At 73.5% G+C, this 3,560-nt stretch carries 5 protein-coding genes; 1 reads left to right on the top strand and 4 read right to left on the bottom strand.

Annotated features, from left to right (window positions below):
* The 4 genes from ACFU99_RS37545 to ACFU99_RS37530 all read right to left on the bottom strand — a co-directional run.
* Nucleotides 1–233 (bottom strand): nitronate monooxygenase (locus ACFU99_RS37545; protein ID WP_384401331.1); only part of this gene is annotated, 233 nt, incomplete at its 3' end.
* 11 nt (nt 234–244) lie between these two features.
* Nucleotides 245–1,021, bottom strand: coding sequence for a CoA-transferase subunit beta (locus ACFU99_RS37540; RefSeq protein WP_384401325.1), 777 nt, complete (start codon nt 1,019–1,021; stop codon nt 245–247).
* Nucleotides 1,018–1,866: a CoA transferase subunit A gene (locus tag ACFU99_RS37535; RefSeq protein WP_384401328.1), complete on the bottom strand. Its 849-nt coding sequence runs from the start codon at nt 1,864–1,866 to the stop codon at nt 1,018–1,020. Before ACFU99_RS37535 ends, ACFU99_RS37540 begins: the two co-directional genes overlap by 4 nt.
* A 29-nt stretch (nt 1,867–1,895) precedes the next feature.
* On the bottom strand, nt 1,896–2,639 hold the full coding sequence (locus ACFU99_RS37530) for an enoyl-CoA hydratase family protein (protein WP_384401322.1): 744 nt from the start codon (nt 2,637–2,639) through the stop codon (nt 1,896–1,898).
* Between the two features lie 79 nt (nt 2,640–2,718).
* On the opposite strand from ACFU99_RS37530, the gene ACFU99_RS37525 reads away from it, so the two are divergent.
* The gene (locus ACFU99_RS37525; protein WP_384401319.1) at nt 2,719–3,558 is read left to right on the top strand and encodes an SDR family oxidoreductase; all 840 of its coding nucleotides are present in this window, start codon (nt 2,719–2,721) and stop codon (nt 3,556–3,558) included.
* Nucleotides 3,559–3,560 lie beyond the last annotated feature (2 nt).

Genomic DNA, 3,560 nt, shown 5'->3' with positions numbered 1-3,560 from the left:
GCCGCGTCCCCCGCCCCCGCCCGCAGATTGCCCCCGCACGGCGCCTCCGTACGCTCCCTCACCTTCCTTATCGCGGAACGGAGTTGAGGGAGCGTCATGGTCGCGGAGGCGAGGATGCCCAGCGCCCCGGCGTTGGCGGACGCGGACACCAGCCGGGGTCCCGCGACCCAGCCCATGCCGGTCTGCACCAGCGGATGGCGCACGCCGACCAACTCGGTGAGCGGCGTCGCGATCCGCCGCTCGCTCACGGCCGCACCTCCCTGTTCCGCAGCCCGCGCGGGTCGATGACCTCCCGGATCAGCCGCAGCTCCTCGGCGGTCGGCTCGCGGGTGCGCGGGACGTCGTCCGGCACGTCGAGCGGGAAGCCCGTGGCCTCGCGGAGCCGGTCCGCGCTCACGCCGGGGTGCAGGGACCGTACCCGCATACGGTGGTCCGGCGTCTCGAAGTCCAGGACGGCGAGATCCGTGACGACCCGCGGGATGCGGTGGAACCGCGTCGCCGACGGCCCGGCCGCCGCCGCCCGCTCGTAGCCGACGCCGCACACCATGTCGACCTTCTCCACCAGCACCCGCGTCGAGTGCTTGGGCACCCAGTAACTCGTCGGATTGTTCAGGGTGTTGGCGGGCGCGCCGCGGACGCCGAGGAGCTGCCGGGCGGGCCGTTGCCAGTCGCCGATGCAGGAGATGTTCTGGTTGCCGTAGCGGTCGAGCTGGCTCGCGCCCATCATCACATGGCGCTTGCCGCCGGTGACCATCGCCAGATGCCGCCGGTAGGGCAGCCACCCCTCGGTGATCCGCGCCGCCTCGCCGAGCGCCGGCACGTCGCCGATCAGCAGCGCCTCGCCGTCCGTGAGCAGCAACTCCGGCGCGAACGTCAGCTTGGCCAGCCGCGCCCCGACGCTCGGCACCGTGCCCATCGGGCTGGCCAGGATCTCGCCGTCGCCGCGCCACGCCTCCGCACAGGCGATTGCGCAGTACTCGGCGCGGGTCGCTCCCGTCCCCGGCGTGTTCCCGTCGCTCATGCGCCCTCCTTCGCGAAGGCCGCGACCGCGGCCTGATAGGCGTCCTCGTTCCCGTCGAGGAAGCGCCCGGTGAACTCCCGCCACGCGGCGGGGTCGGCGGCGGCCTTGGCGTACGCGGCCTGGAACGCCTCATCACGCCCGTAGTCCGGCACACAGGACGTGAAGTGCGCCCCGTTCGGCGCCTCCACGACGCCCGTCACCCCCTGACGCCCCACCAGCAGCGTCTGCGGGCCGCCCGCCTCGGCGAACTCGGCGGTCTCCACGACGCGTTCGCAGGAGACGTACGCGTCCGTGGCCGCCTCGCAGAACAGGTCGTCGAAGTACGGGTCCGGGCCCAGGTACTGGCCGTTGCCGTGCGCGTCCGCGCGGTTGAGGTGGACGAGCGCCGCGTCCAGCGTCAGCGCGGGCGCGGCCACGAACTCCTCGCCGTCCTCGTACGGCGAGGCGACCGTGCGCAGCGACGGGTTGACCGTCATCACGTCGGAGCCGAGTCCGGCCCGTACGGGCAGGAACGGCAGCCGGTGCGCGGCCGCCGTCAGCCCCCACATGAACATCGCCTCGTCCAGCTCCATCAGTTCGAAGTCCCCGCGCTGGCGGGCGGCGCGGAAGTGGGGTTCGAGGGGGATCGAGTCGAGCGTCGCGAACGCCGCGACCAGCTTGCGAATCCGCCCGGCCGCTGCCAGCAGCCCCACGTCCGGGCCGCCGTAGGAGACCACGGTCAGATCGGTCACCTCGGAGCGCAGCAGCGCACGGACCAGGGCCATCGGCTTGCGCCGGGACCCCCAGCCGCCGATGCCGACCGTCATGCCGCTCTCCAGGCGGGCTACGACCTGATCGGCCGTCATGAGTTTGTCGGTCCTGTCGCGGGCCACGGCTACTCCTCGCTGCCGAAGGTGGCGCGGACGCGGTCGGCCGTGCCGCTGAGGTTGGCCTCGAAGGTGAAGCCCTGCTCGAAGCGGTAGCTGCGCCGCACGTCCACCGGGTCGATGCCGTTGATGGCGGCCTTGGCGAGCCGGATCAGAGCGCCGTCCTTGGCGGCGATCTCCCGGGCCAACGCCAGTGCCGCGTCGGGAAGTTCCTCGCGGCTGACGACCTGCCAGACGGAGCCGTGGTGGTGCAGCTCCCGGGCGGTCGCGGTCCGCGAGGTGTAGTAGAGGGCGCGCATCAGGTGCTGCGGGACGAGGCGGGCGAGGTGGGTGGCCGCGCCGAGCGCCCCCCGGTCCAGCTCCGGCAGCCCGAAGACGGCGTCCTCGCTCGCCACGATGGCGTCCGCGTTGCCGACGAGCCCGATGCCGCCGCCGAGGCAGTGCCCGTGCACGGCCGCCACCACCGGCACCTCGCACTCGTAGACCGCCGCGAACGCCTCGTAGCAGCCGCGGTTGGCGCCGATGAGCGCCTCGTGGCCGTCGCCGCGCTGGATCTCCTTGATGTCGACGCCCGCGTTGAAGCCGCGCCCGGCGGCGGTCAGTACGACGCAGCGCGTGTCGGGGTCGGCGCCCGCACCCCGTACGGCTTCGGCCAGTTCGTGCCAGCCGCGTACGGGGAGGGCGTTGACCGGTGGGAAGTCCACCGTGACGACGCGGACGCCGTCCTGCGGTGCGGAGGTGGAGACACCCATGAGCGGATCAGCTACCTTTCCACCAAACGTTTGTTAGGTGCGAAGGTAGCAGCGGATCGGCCGCTGCGGGAGGTGCCATGTGACAGTCACCATCGATCTGTCCGGCCGCGTCGCCGTCGTCACCGGCGGCACGCGGGGCGTCGGCGCGGGCATCAGCCGCGCCCTGCTGGCCGCCGGCGCCGAAGTCGTCGCCTGCGCCCGCCGCCCGCCCGACCGCCCCGTCGAGGCCGGCGGCAGAACCGCCCGCTTCCACGCCGTGGACCTCCGCGACCCGGAGGCGTCCGCCCGCCTCTTCGAGCAGGTCGAGGACGCGTACGGGCGGCTCGACGCCCTCGTCAACAACGCCGGCGGCAGCCCGCACCGGCTCCTCGCCGACAGCGATCCGAGGCGCGCCGCGCGGGCCGTCGAACTCAACCTCATCGCCCCCATGACGGCCTCGCTCGCCGCGCGCCGGGCACTGGCCGCCACCGGCGGTTCCATCACCATGATCGGCAGCGTCAGCGGCGCGAGGCCCTCGCCGGGCACGGCCGCGTACGGCGCCGCCAAGGCGGGCCTGGAGAACCTCGCCCGCTCCATGGCCGTCGAATGGGCCCCGCGCATCCGCGTCAACACCCTGGTCCTCGGCATGGTCCGCACCGAGCTCTCGCACCTCCACTACGGCGACGAGCAGGGCATCGCGGCCGTCGGCCGCACCGTGCCGCTGGGCCGGCTCGCCGAACCCGCCGAGATCGGCGACGCCTGCGTCTTCCTCGCGTCCGACCTGGCCGCGTACGTCACCGGGGCGAGCCTGCTGGTGCACGGGGGAGGGGAGCGCCCCGCGTTCCTGGACGCCGCGACGGTCAACCACGACGGGACGCGCGCCGCCTCCACGTCCAACCCCGCAGCCGCCCCCACCGCCGAAGAAGGAGAGAAGTCATGACC

Origin of the sequence: Streptomyces sp. NPDC057654, assembly GCF_042800135.1 — a bacterium.
GTDB lineage: Bacteria > Actinomycetota > Actinomycetes > Streptomycetales > Streptomycetaceae > Streptomyces.
This window is presented reverse-complemented; position numbering and strand designations above follow the sequence as displayed.